Consider the following 22,490-nt stretch of genomic DNA (forward strand, 5'->3'; position numbering starts at 1 on the left):
AGAACCAGCCATGCCGCTCACCAAGAAAGCGCTTCACGAATTGGCCGACAGCAATGAAGGCCCGGCGCTGATCGCCCATTGGAGCGCGGGCGAGGCGACCAGCGAATACAGCGAAGGCACCCGCATTTACGAATGGCACAGCCACCAGCGCGGGCAGTTCTATTGCATCGAAAGCGGCCTGGTGCATGTACACACCACGCATGGTTCGTGGATGCTGCCGCCGTACCGTGGCAGCTGGATGCCGCCGGGCGAGATGCATCGGGTCAGCATCAGCGGGCCGATGACCGGCTGGGGCGTCTTCATCGCGCCCCGCGCCAGCCATTGCCTGCCCGATCACCCTTGCGTGATCGGGGTCAGCGAACTGATGCGTGCGCTGGTTCGCCACGCCAGCGCCTGGTCCTGGGAAACGCAACTCAACGAGGAGCAGGAGCGCATCCTGGCGGTGCTGCTGGACGAGATGCGCCGCGCGCCGCGGGAGTCGCTGTACCTGCCGATGCCAAGCGATCGCCGCTTGCTGCGCATTGCCCAGGCGGTACTCGAACAACCACAGGACAACCGCAACCTGGAGGACTGGGCAGCGTGGGCCGGCCTGTCCGCGCGCAGCCTGAGCCGATTGTTCCGCGCCGAAACCGCGCTGAGTTTCGCGCAGTGGCGGCAGCAGGCCCGGTTGAGCCGCGCACTGGAACAACTGGCGGAGGGCGAGCCGGTGGCCACCGTGGCCGACGCCATGGGCTATGCCAGCGTCAGTGCTTTCGTGGCGATGTTCCGGCGCAGCTTCGGGCAGTCGCCGGGGCGGTATTTCACGCCGCAGTCGATGCCGGCCTGAGGGGATCTGGCGAACCCGCATGACGGTTGTTCCGGCGAGGCGGATCAGCCCACCGTCACGACGGACAGGTGGCTGCCGGATCGCCGCGCGATCAGTTCGTCCCGCACCAACGCCTGCAGCGCCGGGTCGCAGATCGTGAACAGCTCGAACACGCCGAGCGCCTTCAGGGTCGGCAACAGCGCCAGCAAGCGCGGCTCGACCTCGCGACGAACTGGCTCCGGGGTGGCTGGATCGAGCATCAGCTGGGCATGCTCGACAAACTCGGTGAGCGCGTCGGCGCATGGCAGGGCGGCGGGAGTGGGGAGTAACGACATGTCGATCTCCTGGGGGGACAGGTACAAGGACGTTGGCACACGGCGCACCGTGACAGGCAATAGTGATACGAGCTTGGGGAAGCGTGCCGGGGACTGGCATGACCGCATGGCCGGCGTCACGTCATGCGTGACACATGACTTGGGGGACAGGTAACGATAGGTCGCTGCCGTTAGCATGGGAAGGCAGTCCCCACTGCTGGTACTCCCACCACCACCCTGCCGCCAGGTCGCACCATGAGCACATCCATGCAACGCACCGAACTGAAGGCCTTCCTGCGCGCCCGGCGCGCCGCACTCATGCCCGAGGCCGCGGGCCTGCCGCGAGGACCTCGCCGGCTGACGCCGGGATTGCGCCGCGAGGAAGTGGCCACGCTCGCCGAGGTCGGCGTTACCTGGTACACGTGGCTGGAACAGGGTCGCGCGATCAACGTGTCGGCCGCGGCCCTGCAGCGGATCGCCCGTGCGCTGGCGCTGTCGCCGACCGACGAAGCCTACCTGTTCGCCTTGATGGGCCTGTCGCGCACTGACGTGCCCGAGCATCATTTCCACCTGCCGGCGGTGATGCACGACGTACTGGACCTGTACCAGGCGCCGGCGTTCGTGCTGGACGCGGTGTTCAACGTGCTGGCCTGGAACCGCATGGCCGAATGCCTGTACGACTTCGGCGAATTCAGCGGGCCGTTCGCCGACAACCACCTGTGGAATGCGTTCATGAATCCGGCGCGGCGCCGGCTGTATCCGGACTTCGAAGACGGCGCGCTGAACCTGCTCGGCATGTTCCGCATGAACCAGGCCGCGCATCCGGACGATGCGCGCTTTGGTCGACTGATCGAGGCGCTCGATGCGGCCAGCCCGGAGTTCGTCGAGCTGTGGCAGCGCTGCCACACCGCGCCGTTGAGTGCGATCACGGTGCCGTTCCTGCACCCCGAATTCGGCGACCTCAGCATCCATTCGATGCGCCTGCCGATCCGCGACAGCGACCATGTCGACCGTGCCACCGCGTTCTTCTTTGCGCCGGCGAATGCCGAAACCGCGGCGAGTTTCGCGCGTGTCGCTCGACGCCTCGCCCAAGAGCAGCCGGTGCAAGCGGCATGATGCGAACGGTGTCCGCGCCAGTCGCGCAGGGTGATAATCCCCGCGTCCGACCCACGGAAATCGAGATCATGCATTCCCACCTTGGCGCCTTGTGCGGCGGTGCTCCGGGAGAACGCCGATGAAACGTCCCGAGGTACGTGCGTTCTTCGACGACGCCAGTCACACCTTCAGCTATGTGGCATGGGATCCATCCACGCAGCGGGCGGCCGTGCTGGATGCGGTGCTCGATTATGACGCGGCATCGGGACGCACCAGCTATGCCTCGGCCGATGCGTTGATCGCGTTCGCGCGGGAGCAGGGGCTCGCCGTGGACTGGGTGATCGACACCCACGTGCACGCCGATCATCTGTCGGCAGCGCCGTATGTGCAGGCGCAGCTGGGTGGCAGGTTGGGTATCGGCGAACACATCCGCGAGGTGCAGGAGGTGTTTGGCCGGCTGTTCAATGCCGGGCCCGGCTTCGCGCGTGACGGCAGCCAGTTCGATCACCTGTTCAAGGACGGCGAGCGCTACATGATCGGTGGCATCGAAGCGTTGGCGATGCATACGCCCGGTCATACGCCGGCGTGCATGACCCATCTGATCGGCGATGCGGCCTTCGTCGGCGACACCCTGTTCATGCCCGACTACGGCACCGCACGCTGCGATTTTCCCGGCGGCGACGCCGGCACGTTGTACCGCTCGATCCAGCGGCTCTTCTCATTGCCGGGCGACACCCGCGTCTTCCTCTGCCACGACTACAAGGCCAGCGGCCGCGACGTGTTCGTCCACGAGACCACGGTGGCGGCGGAACGTAGCGGCAACATCCACGTGCATGACGGCATCGACGAGGATGCTTTCGTGCGCATGCGCAGCGCGCGTGACGCGACGCTGTCGATGCCGGCGCTGATCCTGCCGGCGGTGCAGGTGAACATGCGCGCCGGCCAGCTGCCAGCTGCCGAGGACAATGGCGTCCGCTATCTGAAAATTCCGCTGGATGCGTTCTGAGCGCCACCGTGCGTAGGCCGCGCTGCGCCACAATGGCGGCTTGCCGTTTCAGGGGTGAAAGATGATCTACGTAGTGCTCAGCGTCGTGTGCAGCGTGCTGGTGTCGGTGCTGCTGAAGCTGGCGCGACGCTTCGCAATCGACGTGGGCCAGGCGATCGCCTGGAACTACGTGGTGGCCGGCGCGCTCACCACACTGCTGCTGCAGCCATCGCTGACGCCGCTGCGCGAGCCGGGTGCGCCGTGGTTCGCCCTGGTTGGACTGGGCATCCTGCTGCCGACGATCTTCCTGGCGCTGGCCGCGTCGGTGCGTCATGCCGGCATCGTGCGCAGCGACGCGGCGCAACGCCTGTCCCTGCTGTTGTCGCTGCTGGCGGCGTTCGTGTTGTTCGGCGAACAACTTACCGGCGGCAAGGCGATCGGCATCGCAATCGGCCTGCTCGCGCTGCTGTGCATGGTCTGGCGTAACGGCCGGGACGCCGCGGAACGCGGCGCTGCCGGCTGGCTGTATCCGCTGCTGGTGTTTGCCGGTTTCGGCGTGATCGACATCCTGTTCAAGCGCGTGGCGCAGGCCGGCGTGCCGCTGGGCGCATCGCTGCAGGCGATGTTTGCGCTATCCCTGCTGGTGGCATTCGCCTGGCAGCTGTGGCGACGTGCGCGCGGCGAAACCCGTTTCACTGCACGCAGCGCGCTGGCCGGCGTGCTGCTGGGCCTGGCCAACTTCGGCAACATCCTGTTCTACCTGCGCGGTCATCGCGCATTGCCGCAACATCCGGCGCTGGTCTTCGCCAGCATGAACATCGGCGTGGTGGCGCTCGGTGCCGTGGTCGGCCTGCTGTTGTTCCGCGAGCGGTTGAGCCGGCTCAACCTCGCCGGCGTGGCGCTGGCGCTGCTGGCGATCGGAGTGATCGCGCGCGGGTAAGCCCTCAGCCGGCCGGCTTGCGTCGTCCGGATGCGCCGCGCGTGGTGGTGGTGTGTCGTGGTGCGGTCGAGCCGCGTACCACCAGTTCCGGGCTGAAACCCTCGTTGAGGGTGCTGACCGGTTCGCCGTTGGCTTCGCGCTGCAGGTCGCCGATCAGCCGTTGGGCGGCGTGCCGCGCGATCTCTTCGGTGGCCTGGCGGGCGGTGGTCAGCGCGGGCCAGGACTGCTTGGAGAACGGGCTGTCCTCGAAGCCGGCGATCGACAATTCGTAAGGCACGTTGATGCCGTCCGAATGCGCCGCCGCCAGCACGCCGGCGGCGATCTCGTCGTTGGAGCCGAAGATCGCGGTGGGACGATCCTTCAGCGCCAGCAGTTTGCGCGCACCGCGGAAGCCGTCGTCAAAGGTGTAATCGCCCGGCACGATCAATTTACGGTCCAGCGCGATGCCGTAGCCTTTCAGCGCATCCTCGTAGCCTTGATAGCGCTCCTGGCTGGAGCGATGGTCGAGACCGCCCCACAGGAAACCGATGCGCTGATGGCCGAGCTGGATCAGGTGCTCGGTAATCGCGTACGCGGCGTCGCGGTCGTCGACGTAGACGCAGGGCGAGCCATCCTGTGGATCCTTGCGCGCCGAGATGATCCGGATGAACGGGATCTTCGCCTCGCTCAGCGCGCCGATCAGCGCCGGCTGCTCCGACATCGGCGGTGCCAGCACCAGCCCGGCCAGGCGCGAGCGACGCACCAGTTCGCACAGTTCGTCGGCCAGTTTCGGCGAAGACGAATCGCAGGGATGAATCTGCAGTCCGAAGCCGCTGCTGCGGCATACCGACAACACGCCGCGCTGCAGGTTGATGATGTAGTGCGCGTTGGGATTGTCGTAGACCAGCCCCAGTGCATACGCACGGGTGCTGCGCAGGCTGCGGGCGGAAGGGTCGGGCTGATAGCCGAGCGCATCGATCTCGCGCTGCACCTTCTCGCGTGTGCGCGCATGCACGGAGGGCTCGTTGTTGATGACCCGCGAAACCGTCTTCAGCGAGACGCCGGCTCGTTCTGCAACATCCTTGATGGTGGCGCTGCGCAACCGTTGAACCTCATGTATCGAAAGTGCAAGGCGCCGGCAGCGCCGTCATGCCGACCGCGCCGCAAGGGCGCGTGCGGCGTCGTGCGCATCCTAGCCTATGGCCTGTCCCGGAGCGAATCCGCGATTCAGCGCGCATCGCGCTGGCCGACGCGGTGGCCAGCCAACCCGTAGTAAAGGATGTACAGGTAGCACGGCACCATCAGCAGGGTGAAGGCGAGCTGGAAATCGATGTGCTGTTTCAGATGCACGAACAACTGCGGCACCACCGCGCCGCCGGCGATGCCCATGATCAGCAGCGCCGAGCCCGCCTCGGTATGGCGGCCAAGGCCGTTGATCGCCAACGGAAAGATCGCCGGCCACATCATCGCGTTGGCAAACCCGAGCGCCGCCACGAACGCAATCGAGACGTAGCCCTGGGTGAGATAGGCACCGATCGCGAACGCCACGCCCAGCACGGCCGACACCGCCAGGTAACGCTGCTGCGTGATGAACCGCGGGATCAACGCCAGCCCGGCCAGGTAGCCGGCCAGCATTCCGATCAACGTGTACGAGGTGAAGTGCTTGGTGGCATCCAGCGGCAGGCCGAAACCCTGTCCATAAGTGCCGATGGCGTCGCCGGCCATCACTTCCACACCGACATACAGGAACAGGCACAGCACTCCCAGCCACAAGTGCGGAAAGCTGAAGATGCTGCCTTGCTTGTGGCCGATCGCCTGTTCGCTGTTTGCGCCGGACGGCTTGATTTCCGGCAGCGACGAGCGCGCCACCCAGATCGCCAGCACCACCAGCAACCCGGCCATCACCAGGTAGGGCAGGTGCACCTTGCCCGCAAAGGCGTTGAGCAACGCCTCGCGCGCCTGCGCTGTCGGCGCCGCTTCCACCTGCTGGCCAAACGTGCTGATACCGCTGAGCACCAGCGCCCCGAACACGAACGGCGCGATCGCGCCGGCCAGCTTGTTGCAGATGCCCATGAACGCGATGCGCTGCGCCGCACTGTCGATCGGACCAAGGATGCTGATGTACGGATTGGAGGCGGTCTGCAGCAACGACAGCCCCGCACCGATCACGAACAGCCCGGTCAGCGCGCCGGGATATATACGCATGGTGGTGAACTGGCCGAACAGCACCGCGCCGATCGCCATCACGAACAGGCCCAGCGCCATGCCTTTCTTCATGCCGCTACGGCGCAGCACCCAGGATGACGGCAAGGCCAGGAAGAAGTACGAGAGGTAGAACGCCATCGGCACCAGGAACGCGTTCACGTCGTCGAGGTTGAAGGCCAGTTTGACGAAAGTGATCAGCGGCCCGTTGAGCCAGGTGACAAAGCCGAAGATGAAAAACAGCAGGCCGATGATCAGCATCGGGCCAAGGTTGCTGCGTTCGGACGATGCCACCGCCTGCGTTGTTGCCATGAAATGCTCTCCCCGGATTTCGGCTGTGCCACACCGGCCGAATGACCGGGACAGACACGAATGTCTCCTTATTCGCCGGAAAGTGCAACGTTGTCAAACCTTGCTGCCCTTCCGCTGTCGCAATGACCGTCAAATCAAGCCGTCCGGACGGCTGTTTCGATTCACTTGTGCGGCATCGCGACACGTCGAATTCGGCGCATGAAAATGCACCGATGCGCTATGTAAAGCCATTCGACGGGAATGCCGGGATTATTTTTCGGATTGTCACGACAGCTATGTTGCGATGCCATATCGAATCTTGCAGGAATTGTCGCCGACCGGATTGACAACGTTGTCATTTTGATTGCAGACTCGGCCCGAATCAGGCCCGCACCCGGCCAGTGGCGTTCGATCGCCACGCGGGCAAGAGGCCGTCGGCAAGGGAGAGTGGAGTGGGGGAAGTCGCCAACCAGCGTCATGCTGCGGAACCGTCGATGGCGGCGCCTGTCGCTGCGTCGATGTCGTACGGTTCGGCCGTGTCCGGCTTCGGACCGGGCCAGCCATTTCTGGCCGCCGATGTCGGCGGCACGCATGCGCGCATCGGCCTGGTCGTCGGCCAGGCGGTCGGCAAGCGTCCTGTCAGCGTGCTGCATTATCACCGTTACAGTTGCGCCGACTGGTCCAGCCTCACCGCGATGCTGCAGGACTTCGTCCAACAGTTGGCCGGCACGCCGCACGCTGCGGCGCGGGACCGCATCCGGCATTGCGCGGTGGCTTGCGCCGGTTACGTACTGGACGATGCGATCGTCAACGAGAACCTGCCGTGGCCGGTGTCGATCCGCGATATCCGCGACGGCCTCGGCATCCAGCGGCTGGCCGTGATCAACGATTTCGAGGCCGTTGCCTACGCCACCCAGTTCATCGTGGCCGACGAGACGCGAGCGATCATCGACACCGCGCAACCTGCGCGGGGCGGACCGATGCTGGTCATGGGCCCGGGCACGGGACTGGGTTCGGCGGTGCTGTTGCCGGGCCAGCCGCGGGCGCAGGTGCTGGCCACCGAAGCCGGCCAGGTGTCGCTGGCGCCGGGCAACGAACGCGAGATCGAGATCCTGCGGTTGTTCCGTCGCGAACGTCCGCACGTGTCGTTCGAAGATGCGTTGTCCGGCCCCGGCCTGCTCAAGCTCTATCGCGCATTGTGCGAGCTGCGCGGCAGCGCCGCCCGTCTGCTGACGCCGGCCGAAGTCACCGGCGCCGCATTGACCGGCAACGATGCGGCGGCGGTGGAATCGCTGGAGGTTTTCTGCGGCTTGCTCGGCAGCTTCGTCGGCGATCTGGTGCTGCTGTATGGCGCCCGCGGCGGGGTCTACCTGGCCGGCGGCATCCTGCCGCAGATCCAGCCGTTCCTGCTCGCCAGCAGCTTCACCGAGCGCTATTTCAACAAGGGCGTCATGCGCGCCTATCTGCAACAGGTTCCCGTACGACTGATCGAGCACGGCCAGCTTGGTGTCATTGGCGCCGCAGGCTGGTTTCTGGACGAGCGGCAGGGAGGGTCGCAATGACCGCAATCCAGTGACACGGCGCCAAGCCAGATAAGCAGAAGAGTTCATTACACCAATCCATGACCGTCGCCATGCCGGTCCTGATTCGAGCCAGCCTCTGAGGGGAGGACACCATGAATTATCGCAAGACACTTCTAGCCACCAGCATCGTCGCCAGCCTGTGCCTGTCCAGCGCGCTGTATGCGCAGGATGCCGCGCAGCCGACCACCACTACGGATCAGTCCAGCGCGCAGGCCAGGAAACAGGCCAAGACGCTGAGCACGGTCACCGTCGTCGGCATCCGCGACAGCGAAGCGGAATCGCTGAATATCAAGAAAGACGCCAACTCGCACATCGAAGTGGTCACTGCCGAAGACATCGGCAAGCTGCCCGCCAAGAATGTGGCCGATACGCTGCAGCGCCTGCCGGGCGTGAACATCAGTTCCGCCAGCGCGAGCGAAGGCGGCTTCGACGAAAGCGATCGCGTGAGCCTGCGCGGTACCAACCCCAGCATGACCCAAACCCTGGTCAACGGTCATACCGTGGGCACCGGCGACTGGTTCGTGCTGAGCCAGGTGCAGACGGTCGGACGCAGCGTCAGCTACAGCCTGCTGCCATCCGAGATCGTGAGCGAGGTCGTGGTGCACAAGTCTTCCGAGGCGAAGATCCAAGAGGGCGGCAGCGCCGGCTCGGTCGACATCATCACCCGCAAGCCGCTGGAGTTCGCCAAGAACGTTACTGCCGAGGCATCGATCGGTGGCGCGTATTCCGACCTGCCCAGCAACACCAAGCCGCAGTTCAGCGGCCTGTTCAACTGGAAGAACGACAGCAACACCTTCGGCGTGATGGCGCAGGCGTTCTACGAGAAGCGCAGTCTGCAACGCGATGGTCAGGAAGTGGTCGGCGGCTACAGCCAGATCGGCGCTGCCGATCCCATCGCCGTCGCGCATCCCGATCTGGCTGGCGTGTACTACCCGAACGAAGTAGGCAGCACCCTTTTCACCCAGACCCGTACCCGCAAGGGCGGCGCCATCGATCTGCAGTGGAAAGCGCTCGACAACCTTACATTCAACCTCAACAGCTTCTATTCCAAGCTCAAGGCCGACAACTACAACCGCAACTACATGATGTGGTCCTCGGGTCCTGGCAACACCGGTTTCGTACCCACGGGTACAGGCCTCCAGCCGGGCTATACGGTTAAAGGCAACGTGCTTACCAATGCGACCTTCGCTGCTGTGCCGGGCAGCATGACGCCTTACGGTGTCTATGATCAGATCTCGCGTCCCGGTGCGTCATCGTCTTCGGCGTATACGACTCTCGATGCCAACTGGCAGGTCACCGACCACTTCACCCTCACCGGTCAGGTCGGCACCACCCAGGGCAAGGGCGACAGCCCGAACCAGGACGTGAGCGAAGTGGGTTTCGGTGCGGGTGCCGGTGCGAGCTGGGACATGCGCGGCACCGGCAAGCCGATCAATACGTCCATCGGCGGCGACAACAGCTCGCCGTCCGGCATCCTTCCATCCGCAGGCTGGATCTTCGGTGACCAGGACATCCACGTAAAGGACAAGGAGAATTTCTACCAGGCGGATGGCGAATTCAGTTTCGACGACGGAGCACTCTCCTCGCTGGATTTCGGTGCCCGCTACTCCGATCACACACGTGACAACAAGACCGATATTGGTCAGGGCCCGACCGGCGACTGGCAGAACATCGCCAACTACCCGACATCGTTCTCGAACTATCCGAGTAGCTTCAACAGCAAGTTGGGCGTATCGGCACCCGGTTCGATCTGGTATTACAGCCCGGCGCAGCTGGCGGCGTTCGATGCCATCTATGCCAACCGCGATCCGGTGGCGCGCTACAACTGGCAGAACATCTACAAGGTCAACGAGAAGGATTCGGCGCTCTACCTGCAGGCGAACTTCCAGGGCGAAGGCTGGAGCAGCAACCTTGGCGTGCGCTACGTCAAGACCAAGGAAAGCATCAACTACAACACGCCCGTGCCGGATGCCAACACCGTCACCGGCCCGATCACCGGTTCGGCGTTCGGCAACTACTACACCAGCGACTACCAGCATAGCTACAGCAAGTTCCTGCCCAGCGCCAACCTGAAGCTGGACGTGACCGACACACTGGTGGCTCGTTTTGCCGCATCGCAGACGATGACCCGTCCGGACTATTCGGCCCTGGCGGGTTCCGTCTCGCTGGATGACCTGACCCACACCGGCACTGGCGGCAACCCGGAACTCAAGGCGTTGACGTCAAGCAACTTCGACGCCTCGCTGGAATGGTACTTCGCACCGCGCGGCCTGCTGTCGGCCGGTGTGTACGACATGGCGCTGAAGAACTACGTGAACTTCGGCAACACCAGCATCCAGTACAAGGACCAGCAGGCGAGCACCGCAGCCGGTCACGACGTTTTCAACACGTACGAAATCAGCGTGCCGACCAACGTCAACGGCCACGTCAAGGGTGTCGAGCTCAACTACATCCAGCCGATCGGCGAAAACTTCGGCGTACAGACCAACTACACCTATGCCAGTGGATCGGCTACCGGCGACAAACCGTTGCAGGGCACTTCGAAGAACACCTTCAATGTCTCGGGCTACTTCGAAAACGAGATGTTCAATGCCCGCGTGAGCTATACCTATCGTTCGCAGTTCTATGCCGGCGTCAGCCGCACGGACAACTACTACCAGCAGGGCATCGGCAATCTCGGCGTGTCACTCGGCTACAACATCAACGCGTGGATGGGCCTGTCGTTCGACGCGATGAACCTCAACAACCCGACGTTGAAGTACTACACCGCCAACCCGGCCTATGGAAAGCTGCCGTACGCCTCCTACGTCAATGGTCGCCAGTACTACTTGAATCTCCGCTTCAAGCTCTGATCCAGGTTTTTCGCAACAACGCGAGCCACGGATGGCTTCGCACTCTCCCCGAGCGGGCCCGGTCAGTCATTTGCGGGTCCGCTTTTTTTATCCGCTGACGTCGCGCATGGCATGCTGCGGCGACCGAGATGGAGATAGCCGATGACTTGCCGTTTGCCGTTGCGCCGTGGACACCTGCTGGCCTTTCTGGTCGTTTTGCTTTTGCCAACGTTCGCGCGCGGTACCGGCGCACCTCCAGCTTCCTTGATCCCGGTGCCTGCGCAGGTCACCGCGGACAAAGGCAGTTTCACTGTCGACGCACACACCGCGATCGTGGTCGCCGACCACCGGGAATCGACGCTGCGTACCGCCGACTATCTTGTTGCGCTGCTTGCGCGCACGCGCGGCCTGACGCTGCATGCAGGCCACGGCGAGCCGGGAGCGCATGCGATCGTGCTGCAGCTGGACCCAAAGGCGTCGATCGCGGGCAACGAAAGCTACACACTGGATGTCACGCCCACCGGCATTCGCGTCACGGCGCGCGACGATGCCGGTCTGTTCTACGGCGCAATCACGCTGTGGCAGCTACTCACGCCCGATGCGAAACATGGCGCAGTACAGGTGCCTGCGCTGCATGTCCGCGACCAGCCGCGTTTCGCGTGGCGCGGATTGATGCTGGATTCCGCGCGGCACTTCCAGAGCGTGAGTGAGGTCGAGGCGCTGCTGGACCAGATGGCCCAGCACAAGCTCAGCGTGCTGCATTGGCACCTTACCGACGACCAGGGCTGGCGCATCCAGATCAAGCGCTACCCCGAGCTCACCCGCATCGGCGCCTGGCGCACGCCGCCGGATGCCGGCAGGTACGGCGAGCCGAAACGCTATGGCGGCTTCTACACCCAGGACGAAATTCGCCAGGTGGTTGCGTACGCGGCGGCGCGCTTCATCACCATCGTGCCGGAGCTGGACATGCCCGGTCACGCACAGGCTGTGGTGGCTGCGTATCCGCAACTGGGCGTTACCGGCGGGCGGCCGAAGGTCTCCATCGACTCGGGCGTGAACCCCTGGCTCTACAACGTCGACGACGACACGTTCACCTTCGTCGAGCACGTGCTCGATGAAGTGATGGCGCTGTTCCCCTCGAAGTACATCCACGTGGGTGGCGACGAAGCCATCAAGGATCAATGGCAGGCTTCGGCCGCGGTGCAGGCGAAGATGCGCGCGCTCGGCATCAAGAGCGAGGATGCGCTGCAGGGCTGGTTCATCGGCCGCATCGGCCGCTATCTCGATGCGCACGGACGCCGGCTGGTGGGTTGGGATGAAATCCTCGAAGGCGACAACGTGCCGGCCGACGCCACGGTGATGTCCTGGCGCGGCACCGACGGCGCGATCAAGGCGGCGATGATGGGTCACGACGTGGTGATGTCGCCCTCGCCGAACCTGTACTTCGACCACGTGCAGGGTGACTTGCCTGACGAAGATACCGGTCGCCTCGGCGTGGAGTCCCTGCGCAATGTGCATGATTTCCAGGCCGTGCCCGCCGTGCTGAGCGCGAGCCAGGCCAGCCATGTGCTGGGCGTGCAGGCCAACGTATGGACCGAGCACATGCCCACGTTCGCCCACGTGGAGCATGCCGTGTTCCCGCGACTGGATGCGCTCAGCGAGGTGGCATGGTCGCCGGCCGCCGGCAGCGACTGGCCGGGCTTCCTCGCCCGCCTGCCGGCGCAACTCGCGCGCTACCGGGCACAGCACGTCGCGTATGCCGACAGCGCCTTCGCGGTGGACATCGCGACGGATCGCAATCTCGCGCTGGTCACCCATCGCACCACGGTCACGCTGTCGAACCAGACCGACTTCGGCGCCATTCATTACACGCTGGACGGCAGCGCACCCACGCCGACCTCGCCACACTACGACGCTCCGTTCAACGTGACACTGCCGACCACCGTGCGTGCCGCCAGCTTCGCCGACGACGGCAGCGCACTGGCCGCGCCGCGCCAGCGCGTGCTGGATCGCGCCAGCCTGCTGACGCTCACTGGCAACGCCATGGCGAACTGTCCCGGCAGCGATTTCCGTCTGCGCGTGCAGCCGATGCCCGACGCAACGTCAATGGCACCGGTCTACAGCGTCAACGTGTTCAACAGCTGCCAGCTGTATCCGGCCACGCCGCTGGATGGATTGACCTCCATCCGGGTCGAGGCGGTGCGGCTCGAACGCAACTATGCGCTGGCGCACGAGCAGAAGCTGGTGGTGTCGCGCCCGCACAGCACGCCGTTCGGCGAGCTCGTCGTGCACCTGGATACCTGCGCCGGCCCGCTGCTGGCCAGCATGGCCTTGCCCGATCCCGCACATGGTGCCCGCAACTTCACGCTGAACGCAGCACTGCCCGCACTGCAGGGCGAACACGTGTTGTGCCTGATCTACACCGCCCCGATCGACGGCCCGCTGTATGCCATCGGCAGCGCGGCGCTGACCCCGTGAACTTGCCACTGATCCTTTCCGCGACCTGACGGCCGTACTCCCTCCCCTGCGCAGCAGGGGAGGGCTGGGGAGGGGTTCGCTCTTGATCTTTCGGCGATCCCGGGCCGACGGGAGACTTGATACCGCATCCGCGCTTTTTGTGGGAGCGACTTCAGTCGCGACGCTCCGGAAGCGCAACCGCGATGGTGGCCAGAAGCGTCGCGACCGAAGTCGCTCCCCCAAGTGACTAACGGCGCCCGCGTAGCGCCTTGATGAAGAGGATCATCGCCAGCACGCCCAGCAACAATCCGATGCCGGCGCCCCACAGGCCGCCGATGTCGCCACCGATCAGATAGCCAGCGCCGAATCCGAGCGGAAACAGCAACAGGATCGGCAGGCATCCCATCAGTGCGCCGTCGCTACGGCTTCGGGCAGCGAGGACGGATGGCGCAGCAAGACCTGCTTCGCCAGTTGCGCGTCGCCAGGGGGCAGCTCGATCAGCGGCGTGACCTTGCCGGCGATCAGCGCGGCGATCGCTGCGCCGTCGCGATACAGCACGCGTGAACCGGTCAGCGCCGGCACCTTGTCGCCGACCAGTACGGTGCCGACCAGGTTCAGCGGATCGCTGCCGCTCAGGCAGACCAGTTCGCCGTCGTCCGCGCGCTGGCGCACCGCGCGCAGCGGCGCGATCGCTTCAGGCAGGGCGAACTGCTCGCCAACCAGGCCTTCGACAAATCGCCCGCCACGGATCTCACCGCGTGCCTCCAGCCGGTGATACACCCGCAGCAGTTCGCGCCACGATGGCAACCATGGCGCCTCGCGCTCCAGCAGTTTCCAGAACACCACGCCGTAGCGGCGCAACAGGGTGCGTGCAATGTGTTCGATGACTTCAGGGGCAAGTGCTTCCCGCCCTCCTGGTTTCCCCATGCGTGCCCGCAAGGAATTTCCTTCGGTCGCAGTGGCGGGCTGGGGTGGGGTGCTCTTGGCCAGCGCCCAGCGCCCGGCATCCTCGATGCCGCCGAACTGGTGTCGACGCAATCGCCGATGCCGACCGCCGTCACGCTTCGCCGCCGGCAGCAACAAGGCGCGCAATCCAGCAAAGCTATCGGCGCTGGCCCGGCCGGCGGCGACCAGCTCGCCGAGTGCATCTTCCAGCTCGGTGCGCAGCAGATGGGTGTCCGCCAGCAATTCGTCGAAGAACAGCGCGCCGCGCGCCTGCAGCGCATCGGCCACGGCCTGGGCGCGCGATGACAGCAGAATATCCTGCGCATCATCGTCAGCGGCAGCGGACGTCCAGACGGCCATTTCGCGTCGTGGCAACAGCACGATCGGCGTGCTGCGAACCGGGCCGCCGCCACCGCCATTTCCGGTGCGCAAGCGGCTCCAGACGGTGCGGCCGGCGCGGCACAGGTCGTCGAGCCAGCTGATCGAATAATCCTCGATGCGGGCAGGCAGGAGTTCCGACTCCCACGCACCGGCGGCGGCCTCGTAGCCTTCCAACTGCGCCAACGTGGCGGCCAGGGCATCCGGTCCGCTCGATCGCGTGGCCGTCGACACGTGCTGCCAGTCGAACAGGAAACGCATCAAGGCGCGCCGACTTACCGGCTCGATCTCGCGCCGCAACCGGCCGATGGTGTAACGGTGGATGCGCGCCAGCAGGTGGCGCTCGCACCATTCGGTATCGACGGCGTCCGCGGTGAAGCGGCCCTGCATGACATAGCCTTCGGACTGCAGGCGCAGCAGCGCTTGTTCGACCTCGCTCGTGTCGACGGCCAGCGAATTTGCCAAGGTATTCGCGGTGACCGGGCCGAGCCCGCCCAGGCGATGACGCACCAGTTCCAGCATGGCGTCCTCGCGCGACCATGTCTGCGCGGCGTACTCGACGGGTGCGGCGATTGGCGGTTGCATACCCGCCGAGGGATGCAGGGCTTGCCACAGCGGCAGGTTTTCCGCGGAGGTCCACACGTGACGAAGCGAGATTTTTGTGAGAGCGGCTTCAGCCGCGATGCTCTCGGTCATCGCAGCTGAAGCCGCACCCACAGGGCTTTCCACGGCCAGCAGGGTTGCGCGTTTCGCATGCGCCAGTGCTTGCAGTCGTTCGTTCCAGCCGATGTTCGCGTCCGCCTCCGCGGCGGTGACAAAGCCCAGCAAGGTCAGCGCCTCGTGCATTTCATCGGCGTCGCGTACTTGCGGCCAGGCCTCCTCGCGCACCGCGGCGATCGCCTCGGGGTCGAGCCGGGCCAGGTCGTCCGCGCTGTCGGCATTCCAGCGGCGGGTCTGCACCGCCTGGGTGCGGCGTTCTTCCAGCGGCGCATCGTCGAGGAACGCATACGGCGCCGCATTCAGAACTTCGGCGGCGAGCGGACTGGGTGCGGTGAGGTCGCGTGCGACGATGTTGATCGCGCCGCTCTCGATCGACCGCAGGATGGCGAGCAGGCCGTCCACGTCCATCGCCTCGCGCAGGCAGTCGTGCATGGTCTGGTTGACCAGCGGGTGATCCGGCACCTCGCGTTCGCCGACGATGTTTTCCAGGCAGGCGACCTGGTCGGGGAACACCGCGGCAAGCAGGTCCTCGCTTTTCATCCGCTGCAGTGGCGGCGGGGTTTTCTTGCCGCCGGTGAAGCGCGGCAGCGCCAGTGCGGTGACGGCATTCCAGCGCCAGCGCGCGGGGAACAGTGGCGCGTCGAGCAGGGCCTGGACCAGAACGTGTTCGGCGGTATTGGAATGCAGGTAATGCGCGACTTCCTCCAGCGGAAAGCTGTGGCTGGTGGACAGCGACAGCACGATCGCATCCTCGGTCGCCGCGGCCTGCAGTTCGAAGTTGAACTGGCGGCAGAAGCGCTTGCGCAGCGCCAGCCCCCACGCGCGATTGATGCGGCTGCCCCATGGCGTATGGATCACCAGCTGGGTGCCGCCGGATTCGTCGAAGAAGCGTTCCAGCACCAGCGTGCGCTGACTCGGGAGAACGCCCAGCGCGGTTTTCGCGCGGGCGAGGTAGTCGGTCAGTTGCTGCGCGGCGGCTTCGTCGAGCCCGAGTTCTTCGCGAAGCCACGCAATGGCGCGAGCGTTGCTGCCCTCTCCCCTCGGGAGAGGGGCTGGGGGCGAGGGTTCGGGCGTGCCAGGGTGTTCGGCGACAACCGAACCCTCACCTCTCTCCCGCAGGGAGAGGGGCTCAAGCAAGGCGGAAATTTCCTCGCGCAACCGCGATACGCCGAACGACAACTCGTCGCTGCGCCCGGGCGCCTCGCCCAGCCAGAACGGAATGCTCGGCGGCGCGCCGCGCGCATCCTCCACACGCAGCCGGTCGCGCTCGACGCGCTGGATGCGGTAGCTGGTGTTGCCTAGCTGGAAGATATCGCCGGCCATGCTCTCGACCGCGAAGTCCTCGTTCACCGTGCCCACGATGATCGCCTGCGGTTCCAACACGACCTTGTAGTCGGCGGTGTCGGGAATGGTGCCGCCGGAGGTCAGTGCAGTGAGCCTTGCGCTGCGTCGTGGACGCAACTGCCGGTTCACCGCATCGCGATGGATGTAAGCGGCGCGCGGCCCCTGGCGGGTGGTGAAACCTTCGGCCAACATGCGTACCACCGCATCGAAATCGCTGCGAGCGAGATCGCGGTACGGCCAGGCACGCCGCACCAGCGCGTACAGCGCATCCTCGTCCCATTCGGCGCAGGCGACTTCAGCAACGATCTGCTGCGCCAGCACATCCAGCGGTTGCGGTGGAAGAACCAGCGCGTCGAGCTCGCCGCGGCGCACGCAGTCGAGCAGGGCGGTGCACTCGATCAGGTCGTCGCGGGTGGCCGGAAACAGTCGTGCCTTCGGTGTGCCGTCGATGCTGTGGCCGGAGCGGCCGGCGCGCTGCAGGAACGCGGCGATCGAGCGCGGCGAGCCGAGCTGGCAGACCAGGTCGACCTCGCCGATGTCGATGCCCAGCTCCAGTGACGCGGTGGCCACCAGCACCTTGAGCTCGCCGCGCTTCAGCCGCTGCTCGGCATCCAGCCGCAGCTCTTTCGACAGGCTGCCGTGATGCGCCGCCACGTGCTCCTTGCCCAGCCGTTCGGACAGGTGCCGCGCGGCGCGCTCGGCCATCCGCCGCGTATTGACGAAAACCAGGGTAGTGCGGTGCGCCCGCACCAGCTGGGCGATCCGGTTGTAGACCAGCTCCCAGCTGTCGTTGGACATCACCGCTTCGAGCGGCACCGGCGGTACTTCGATGGCGAGGTCGCGCGGGCGGGTGTGGCCGACATCAATGATCGCGCAGCGACAAAGTCCCTTCTCCCCGCCGGGGAGAAGGTGGCCCGAAGGGTCGGATGAGGGGCGGGTGCTCGCGGGGGAGTCACATTCAAGAGCCGCCTTGTCGTTGCTTCTGCGTAACCCCGAACCCTCATCCGCCCTTCGGGCACCTTCTCCCGAAGGGAGAAGGGAATGTTGAGCGCCGACCAAAAAGTTGGCGACCATCTCTATGGGCTTCTGAGTCGCCGACAGCCCGATCCGCAGCAACCGCCGCTGGCACAACGACTCCAGCCGCTCCAGCGACAACGCCAGGTGCGAGCCGCGTTTGCTGCCGGCGATGGCGTGGATCTCGTCCACGATCACCGAGCGCACGCCGGACAACATGGCGCGTCCCGAAGCGGATCCCAGCAGCACGTACAGCGACTCCGGCGTAGTCACCAGGATGTGCGGCGGCACTTTGCGCAGCAGGTTGCGCTCGACTTGTGGGGTGTCGCCGGTGCGCACCGCCGTACGGATCGCCACATCGGGCAGGCCGAGTTTCTCCAGCTCGGCGCGGATCCCTTCCAGCGGTGCTTCCAGGTTGATGTGGATATCGTTCGACAGTGCCTTCAGCGGCGACACGTAGACCACCGTGGTGGCATCGGGCAGAACGCCGCCATGCGCCACGCCTTCGCGCACCAGTTCGTCGATCGCGGCGAGAAAGGCGGTCAGCGTCTTGCCTGAACCGGTGGGCGCGGCGACCAGGGTGTGATTGCCGTTGCGGATCGATGGCCACGCCGCCGCCTGCGCCGCGGTAGGTGCAGGAAACGTGGCGCGAAACCAGTTCGCGACGGCGGGATGGAAATCTTGCAATGGCATGTATTCAGGCCCGCAATCGAAGGGGCAGGGATGGATCTTAAATGGGGGCGGATCGGGCTGCCGCCAATGGACCGGGGAACTGGCGCTTTCGCCGACGCTACCCATGTATGACAATACGGCTACGTATCGTTGCGTTTCCACCGGGGAAAACCTCATGTCCGTCGCCCGCCCGTCGCGTTCCGCCGTGCTTGCTCTGTCGATCACGCTCGCTCTTGGTCTGCCGGTTTCCGCCGTGCTGGCCCAGGAAGCAGCCACGCCCGCCAAGACGCCGGCGACCAAGACCACCGAGCTGCAGACAGTGAATGTCACTGCCTCGAAGCGCGTGGAGAACATGCAGAAGGTGCCGATGGCGATGACCGTGATCACCCCGGACAAGCTGGAGGCGTTCGGTCAGGCCGGCGACGGCGTGCTGCAGCTGGCTTCGCGCGCGCCCAGCGTGTATGCCGAGACCTCGTACGGCCGTGAGTTCCCGCGCTTCTACATCCGCGGCCTGGGCAACAGCGATTTCGACCTCAATGGCTCGCAGCCGGTATCGATGGTGTACGACGACATCGTGCAGGAGAACCCGATCCTGAAGGGTTTCCCGCTGTTCGATCTTGAGCAGGTCGAGGTGTTGCGTGGCCCGCAAGGCACGCTGTTCGGGCGCAATTCGCCGGCTGGCGTGATCAAGTTCGATTCGCGCAAGCCCAGCCAGGAGACCAGCGGCTACGCCCGTGTTTCGTACGGCTCGCTTGGCACCGCGAACGTCGAGGCTGCGCTGGGCGGCGCGCTGAGTCCGCACTGGTCCGGTCGCATCTCCGCGCTGGCACAGCATCGCGACGGCTGGATCGACAACACCTACACCGGCAAGAAGGATGTGTTGGGTGGCTACAACGACCGCGCCATACGACTGCAGGCGCTGTACGAGAACGGCGGCTTCAGTGCGTTGATCAACGGCCATGCGCGCTGGCTGGACGGCAGTGCGATGGTCAACCGCGCCAACGCGATCGAGCTGGGTGAGCCCAGCTTCGTACCGGGCTTCCAGCGCGACAAGGTCGCGCAAGACGGCCGCAACCGGCAGCACCTGTTCAGCTGGGGAAGCAACCTGCACCTGGCGTGGAACGTGGGCGACACCACCTTCACCTCGATCACCGGCCTGGAACGCGCCACCACCTACAGCCTCGGCGATGTCGATGGCGGCTACGGTGCGAGCTTCCATCCGCCGATGGGCCCGGGTTTCATCCCGTTCCCGTCCGAAACCGCCGATGCGTTGCCGCACGATCGCCAGATCACCCAGGAATTCCGCCTCGCCAGCAACGGACAGGACAAGCTCAACTGGCAGGTCGGCACGTATTACTTCGACGAAGACATCGCGATCAGCAACTTCGATTACGCCACCTTCGACAACCACGCGCTCGACGGCTACGCCACCCAGACCCAGCACACCAAGGCGTGGGCAGTGTTCGGTTCGGCCAACTACCAGCTCGCCGACGACTTCGAACTGCGTGCCGGCGCGCGCTGGTCGCACGATTCGCGCGACTTCAAGGTGGACCGCGTGCTGTCGCCGATCGGCGGCGGCCCGTTGCTGCTGACCGCGCAGCCGCACGATGCGCGCTGGAGCGGTGACCTCACCGGCACCTGGACGCTCAGCCCGAACGTCAACGTGTACGCACGCATCGCCAACGGCTTCCGCGCGCCCAGCGTGCAGGGCCGCGTGCTGTTCGCCGATTTCATCTCGCAGGCCAAGCCCGAGACGATCACCAGCTACGAGTTGGGCGTGAAGACCACCGGCATGGACAACCACGTGCGCTTCAATGCGGACGTCTATACGTTCAACATGCACAACCAGCAGCTCACCGCGGTGGGCGGCGACATCAACGTGACGCGCCTGCTGAATGCCAGCAAGACCCAGGGCTACGGCGCCGAGTTCGACCTGGAGGCCTACCTCACGCCGAACTTCGTGCTCACCGCCGGCGGCAGCTACAACCATACCGAGCTGAAGGATCCGAACCTGGCCGTGGCCGTGTGCGGTTCCGGCTGCACCATCCTCGACCCGCTCAGTGCCAACGGCAACGCGCTGGTCTACGGCAACAGCCTGCCGAACGCACCGAAGTGGATCGGCACGCTCACCGCGCGCTACGGCATCCCGTACGGCGACAGCGGCGAGTTCTTCGTCTACACCGACTGGAACTACCGCAGCGAGGTGAACTTCTTCCTGTACGACTCGGCCGAGTTCAAGAGCAAACCGCTTATGGAAGGCGGCGTGCGGCTAGGCTACAACTGGGATTACGGCCGCCGCGAGATCGCCCTGTACGGTCGCAACGTCACCAACAAGCGGGCGATCACCGGCGCTATCGACTTCAACAACCGCACGGCTTTCGTCAACGACCCCCGCATCATCGGCGTGGAATTCCGCGTCGAGCTGTAAGCGCACGCCTGCCGTCCCATCGTCGCCGTTCGGCGAAGGGCAGCAGGCATTCCGGACCGCGGGCAAGTCGAGTTTTTCAGTTCGGCGCGGCCGTCTTGCAGTGATCCTTCCAGATCAATGTGGATGGCGTTCGACCGCGCCTTCCGTGGTGACACATGGACCACCACCGTGGGCGTCCGCCACGCCCTTGCCGCCATGCGTCCCCGCCGCCGGGAAAGGGCGGTCCGACAGTGTGCGAGTTCCCGTCATCCGCGCCATCAAAACCGCCTTGCATGGCGGTGCGGGTAGCGATACAGGGGCCGCTGCCGCATGTCATTATTCGTGTATGGCCGTCGCAGGTCAGGGGCCCCGTTGGGGAATCCGGCGGCGGCCTTCATGCGAAGGACTCTCATGCACGATCTGGATGTGATTTTGCGCAAAGCCGGCACGGTGCGGTCGATGAAAGCCAGGCTTGATCTCCTGATGCGAAATCTGAAGGCCATCGAGCACTGACTTTCCGCGCGGGCAAGCTGGAGGACTGGGATTGGATCCGCAGAAACATCCGAAGATCGTTGGCGCCGACGCCAATGCCGCAAGCAACCCAACATGGCTCACGATGGCCGACGGCCAGCGCTTGTTCCTGCGCGACTGGCCACTGCCGGAAGCACGTGGCGCCGTGTTGATCGTGCATGGGCTGGGCGAACACAGCGGTCGCTACCAGCGGCTGGCGCATTGGTTCAACCAGCGCGGCTATGCGGTGCGCAGCTATGACCAGCGTGGTCACGGGCAGACGCCGGGGCGGCGGGGCGCGTTGCATCATGGCGACGATCTGCTGGAGGACCTGGCGACGGTCTACGACGAATATGCCGATGGCTTGCCGCACGCGCCGCTGCTGCTGGGTCACAGCATGGGTGGCCTGGTCGCCGCGCGTACCGTACTGGATGGTCGCATCGCGCCCCCGGCGCTGCTGCTGTCGTCGCCGGCGTTGCGCAGCTGGGAGCCGGCATGGCGAGTCAAGCTGGCGCACATGCTGACCCGCATTCTGCCCAATCTGCCACTGCGCAACGGCCTGGATGCCAGCAAGCTCTCGCATGATCCGCAGGTGGCCGGCGACTATCGTGGCGATCCACTGCGGCACAGCTGGATCACGCCGCGTCTGGCCGATTTCATCTTTCGCGCTGGCGCGGCCAGCATCGCCGACGCCGCCAGCCTGGCGTTGCCGACCTTGCTGCTGGTGGCCGACAGCGATTCGCTGGTCGATCCCTCCGGCAGTCGCGCATTCGCACGCAAGGCCGCGGCAAGCGGGCAGCTGACCACGCGTTTCTTCTCGACGCTTTACCACGAATTGTTCAACGAGGCCGAGCCGGGGCGTAGCCAGGTGTTGATGCAGATGGCGGACTGGCTGGGCCGGCACGTGCGGGACTGAGTCGCGGCGCATCGAGCGGTGGTCGCCACGTCATCCCTTCGGTGAAATCTGCGCGCCTCATCGGCGCCTCCAGGCCGCCATGAATTTCGGCAATACTGATGC

14 protein-coding genes are annotated in these 22,490 nt (G+C 65.3%); 9 read left to right on the forward strand and 5 right to left on the reverse strand.

What is annotated here, in order from left to right:
* Positions 1 to 10: 10 nt before the first annotated feature.
* Positions 11 to 826: an AraC family transcriptional regulator gene (locus tag ACPPVV_RS00790; RefSeq protein WP_426701584.1), complete on the forward strand. Its 816-nt coding sequence runs from the start codon at positions 11 to 13 to the stop codon at positions 824 to 826.
* Between the two features lie 44 nt (positions 827 to 870).
* Here ACPPVV_RS00790 and ACPPVV_RS00795 read toward each other — a convergent pair whose 3' ends face one another.
* Complete coding sequence (locus tag ACPPVV_RS00795) at positions 871 to 1,140, reverse strand: hypothetical protein (protein WP_426701585.1); 270 nt, start codon at positions 1,138 to 1,140, stop codon at positions 871 to 873.
* Positions 1,141 to 1,386: 246 nt separating this feature from the next.
* Between ACPPVV_RS00795 and ACPPVV_RS00800 the strand changes: the two genes are divergently transcribed.
* The 3 genes from ACPPVV_RS00800 (at position 1,387) to ACPPVV_RS00810 (ending at position 4,139) form a co-directional block, all read left to right on the forward strand.
* Positions 1,387 to 2,235: a helix-turn-helix transcriptional regulator gene (locus ACPPVV_RS00800; RefSeq protein ID WP_426701586.1), complete on the forward strand. Its 849-nt coding sequence runs from the start codon at positions 1,387 to 1,389 to the stop codon at positions 2,233 to 2,235.
* Between the two features lie 118 nt (positions 2,236 to 2,353).
* Positions 2,354 to 3,220: an MBL fold metallo-hydrolase gene (locus ACPPVV_RS00805; RefSeq protein ID WP_426701587.1), complete on the forward strand. Its 867-nt coding sequence runs from the start codon at positions 2,354 to 2,356 to the stop codon at positions 3,218 to 3,220.
* A gap of 61 nt (positions 3,221 to 3,281) precedes the next feature.
* Entirely contained in the window at positions 3,282 to 4,139 is an 858-nt protein-coding gene (locus ACPPVV_RS00810; RefSeq protein ID WP_426701588.1) for an EamA/RhaT family transporter, read from the forward strand.
* A gap of 4 nt (positions 4,140 to 4,143) precedes the next feature.
* Here the strand turns inward: ACPPVV_RS00810 and ACPPVV_RS00815 are convergent, their stop codons facing one another.
* Positions 4,144 to 5,220 (reverse strand): LacI family DNA-binding transcriptional regulator, encoded by a 1,077-nt coding sequence (locus ACPPVV_RS00815; protein ID WP_426701589.1) that lies wholly within the window; start codon positions 5,218 to 5,220, stop codon positions 4,144 to 4,146.
* Between the two features lie 125 nt (positions 5,221 to 5,345).
* Positions 5,346 to 6,632, reverse strand: coding sequence for a sugar MFS transporter (locus ACPPVV_RS00820; RefSeq protein WP_426701590.1), 1,287 nt, complete (start codon positions 6,630 to 6,632; stop codon positions 5,346 to 5,348).
* A 473-nt stretch (positions 6,633 to 7,105) separates the two neighbouring features.
* Here ACPPVV_RS00820 and glk point away from each other — a divergent pair, with 473 nt between their 5' ends.
* From glk to ACPPVV_RS00835, 3 genes are all read left to right on the forward strand, one after another.
* Entirely contained in the window at positions 7,106 to 8,173 is a 1,068-nt protein-coding gene (glk, locus tag ACPPVV_RS00825; protein WP_426701591.1) for a glucokinase, read from the forward strand.
* Between the two features lie 113 nt (positions 8,174 to 8,286).
* A complete protein-coding gene (locus tag ACPPVV_RS00830) occupies positions 8,287 to 11,046 on the forward strand; it encodes a TonB-dependent receptor (protein ID WP_426701592.1) in 2,760 nt (919 codons plus the stop codon).
* A 141-nt stretch (positions 11,047 to 11,187) separates the two neighbouring features.
* Entirely contained in the window at positions 11,188 to 13,503 is a 2,316-nt protein-coding gene (locus tag ACPPVV_RS00835; protein ID WP_426701593.1) for a beta-N-acetylhexosaminidase, read from the forward strand.
* A gap of 226 nt (positions 13,504 to 13,729) precedes the next feature.
* Here ACPPVV_RS00835 and ACPPVV_RS00840 read toward each other — a convergent pair whose 3' ends face one another.
* Entirely contained in the window at positions 13,730 to 13,888 is a 159-nt protein-coding gene (locus ACPPVV_RS00840; protein WP_426701594.1) for a hypothetical protein, read from the reverse strand.
* Positions 13,888 to 18,576, reverse strand: a complete 4,689-nt coding sequence (locus ACPPVV_RS00845; protein ID WP_426701595.1) for a DEAD/DEAH box helicase — start codon at positions 18,574 to 18,576, stop codon at positions 13,888 to 13,890. Before ACPPVV_RS00845 ends, ACPPVV_RS00840 begins: the two co-directional genes overlap by 1 nt.
* A gap of 154 nt (positions 18,577 to 18,730) precedes the next feature.
* Between ACPPVV_RS00845 and ACPPVV_RS00850 the strand changes: the two genes are divergently transcribed.
* Both ACPPVV_RS00850 and ACPPVV_RS00855 read left to right on the forward strand, forming a co-directional pair.
* Positions 18,731 to 20,983, forward strand: a complete 2,253-nt coding sequence (locus tag ACPPVV_RS00850) for a TonB-dependent receptor (protein ID WP_426701596.1) — start codon at positions 18,731 to 18,733, stop codon at positions 20,981 to 20,983.
* Positions 20,984 to 21,578: 595 nt separating this feature from the next.
* Complete coding sequence (locus ACPPVV_RS00855; protein WP_426703134.1) at positions 21,579 to 22,388, forward strand: alpha/beta hydrolase; 810 nt, start codon at positions 21,579 to 21,581, stop codon at positions 22,386 to 22,388.
* Positions 22,389 to 22,490 lie beyond the last annotated feature (102 nt).

The organism is Rhodanobacter sp. Col0626, from assembly GCF_049994385.1.
Taxonomy (GTDB): Bacteria; Pseudomonadota; Gammaproteobacteria; order Xanthomonadales; family Rhodanobacteraceae; genus Rhodanobacter.